Annotated in this window: 2 protein-coding genes and 1 pseudogene; all 3 read right to left on the bottom strand. The window is 45.8% G+C overall.

Annotation, left to right across the window (positions count from 1 at the left end; all coding sequences use genetic code 11):
- Positions 1–202 precede the first annotated feature (202 nt).
- The gene (locus tag Q0338_RS09325; RefSeq protein WP_298086512.1) at positions 203–946 is read right to left on the bottom strand and encodes a DUF4272 domain-containing protein; all 744 of its coding nucleotides are present in this window, start codon (positions 944–946) and stop codon (positions 203–205) included.
- 235 nt (positions 947–1,181) lie between these two features.
- Positions 1,182–1,814 (bottom strand): DUF417 family protein, encoded by a 633-nt coding sequence (locus Q0338_RS09320; protein WP_298086511.1) that lies wholly within the window; start codon positions 1,812–1,814, stop codon positions 1,182–1,184.
- Between the two features lie 338 nt (positions 1,815–2,152).
- A pseudogene (locus Q0338_RS09315) lies at positions 2,153–2,494 on the bottom strand (primosomal protein N'); the annotation flags it as partial.

Genomic DNA, 2,494 nt, shown 5'->3' with positions numbered 1-2,494 from the left:
AGTCAAGATAAGATATATAGTCATCGCGGACTTAAAATTTCAAACTCATTTAATGACGCTCACGAGACAACACGCAAAGATAAGGTGCAGTATTTTTTCTTTAGACGAGGCGGAAATGAGCCGAATGAAGGAGCGTATATTATAATACGTGACTGAAATTCGGCGAAATTTCCAACGATGTATAAAGGAAAAAGAGGCGCCGCTAAGTGTTCAGATCAGGATAATCCCACGCATTATACTCATCCGTCAGATTATCGTTCTCAGCCCCCTTGCAGCACAGCCACTCTAGCCCGCCGCGCCTCTCCATCACGACCTCTTCGTCGAGCCCTGCGCTCTTAGTGCCGTTTACTCGGCCATTGACGCACGCCCAGTGGTAACGGTAGACGAGATCGAGCGCCTGCAGGATTTCATCCGCACCCCGCATTTTTACGCGCTCCGAAAAATCGCCGCCGATAAAGGTATCCATCACAAATTTGCAGTCGCAGATCTCGCTCGGAAAGCTAAGCTCCTCCACGAGCCCCATGGCCCACATCAGCGCCCACAGCGACTCGTATTTCCAGCCCATATTTACGGCCTCGTCGTAGCTCGCTTCGCCCTCTATGACGCGGCGCTCCATACGCGTTAGCTTGTCTATACATCCGAAGCGGTTATCTAGAAAGTCCTTCGTGCCCTGCCTGTCTTCGTCCGTTAGCTCGCCGTTATCTCTGATCGTACAAGCGCACATTATCGCGGCAAACGAGCAGATCGCACGGGCGATAACCTCGTCCTTTTCGCGCGGCGCGACCTCGCCCGTCTCGTATCGTAGCGGCAGATGGAGGGTATACGGCACGCCTTGCGATTTTAAAATTTCGATGCTTATATCCTTGCGCTCCTGCGCGGTCTTGCCGATCTTTGAGGCGTTTGCGCTATTTTTGCCGCCTTTTTTGAAAAAATCGAAAAATGCCATATTTTCTCCTTTAAATTTAGGGTTGCATTTTACCTGATCTCCGCTTATAGCAGCATTTTACGCGGACACGGTTTGCTAAATTTAACGAGCAAGCAAACGGATAAAATTGATTTGATATAGATTAAAAAAGTAAAGTAAATTTCTAACGAGATAGTAAAAAGTAGAGATGAGAAAAACGGCCACGAGCGGAGAGATACCTAAATTTAGGCCTACCGCTCGCTAAAATCTGCAAATTTTACTTAGCCGAGCAGCTTTTGCAGCACTCCAAAAGCCTGCGCGCCGCATTTGAGGCTACGATTAGTCCCGCAGCAGACATTATTATATCTTTTAGCACCAGTCGTCCAGCGCCCGATAGATACGGAAATCCGTGATTAGGGCTTTCAGTGATGCCAAGTGCTGGATTGCCTAGATTTGGCACCCAAGTCTCAGGCGTCGTTATCAAAAAGCTAAGCGTTACGATAGACATACCAAACGTCAGCAGCCCACCGATAAGCCCTAGTTTAGGGAACCAAATGCCAAGCAGCACGAGCGTGCCGATAGTGCAGATCATCGCGCCGATCAGGTACGAAACCGCGTAAGTACCGTTTTGTTTATGCCACTCGATGTTTTTAGGCACGACCAAGCCTTCCGGATTTTTGTGTAGGTTGTACTCGGCGACCATTTTGCCCTTGCCGTTATCTACGATATCTTTTTTGCTATACATGTAGCTAAAAAACGGGCTGTTGGTTACAAACGGCACAATACCGTCAGCCTCGTATTGCACGACTTTGAGTCCGCCTATCCACGCCATCACGATGAAAATCGCGACGCTAACGTAGTTTACGAAATATTTTTGCGAGCCCGCTAAGGCTTGTAAAAATTTTTGCATTAAGTTCCTTTAGGGTGATTTTTATAATTTTAATTAGACTGTATATTTAAAGCTAGATAAAATTATAACGGGATTATATATAAATCATATAAAATTCGGCTTAAAAAAGATAAGCATTATCATAAATGGAAACTTTAATTACATTTTAGTTTTGGTTTAAGCAAGATTTTAAATTTATAATATCTTTATCCGCAAATAGCCGCCAAAACCAAAACGAGCTCGTTTTAGCTGAAATTTTGACACCAAGCCGAATGTGAAATTTGATTTTACGAACCTTGCAAAATGTTTACAGCAACGTATCTAAGCCGCTATAAATAAAAATCAGACAAAAGCAAAATTTACGAGAAATTTATCGGATCCATATCGACGTCAAAGCCGTGCGCGGCGCAGATGCGAGCAGCTTTTATAAGCGGAGCGTGAGAGATGCAGCGCAGTAAAATCTCAAAACGGTATTTACCGCCGAGAATTTCGATCGCGCACTTGCCGTGCCCAACTATCTCGAGCGAGCTTTCGGCGGCGCGTAAATTTTCAAGCTCGGCGACGCAAAGCTCAAGCCTTTGTTTTGCCGCCTGCTCGCTTTTTTCAGAAACGATCACTCGCAAAAGTCTAGCAAACGGCGGATATATCGGTTCGCGCGCCGCAATCTCCTCAGCCAAAAACGCATCGTAGTCCGTGATAAA

The organism is uncultured Campylobacter sp. (assembly GCF_938018145.1).
Taxonomy (GTDB): Bacteria; Campylobacterota; Campylobacteria; order Campylobacterales; family Campylobacteraceae; genus Campylobacter_A.
The sequence above is the reverse complement of the archived record's forward strand: the minus strand, read 5'-3'. Positions and strand labels throughout refer to the sequence as shown.

Bases quoted from the DNA above. Each gene is read 5' to 3' on its own strand.
- Q0338_RS09325 (WP_298086512.1), bottom strand. From the start codon at position 946: ATGGCATTTTTCGATTTTTTCAAAAAAGGCGGCAAAAATAGCGCAAAC.
- Q0338_RS09320 (WP_298086511.1), bottom strand. From the start codon at position 1,814: ATGCAAAAATTTTTACAAGCCTTAGCGGGCTCGCAAAAATATTTCGTA.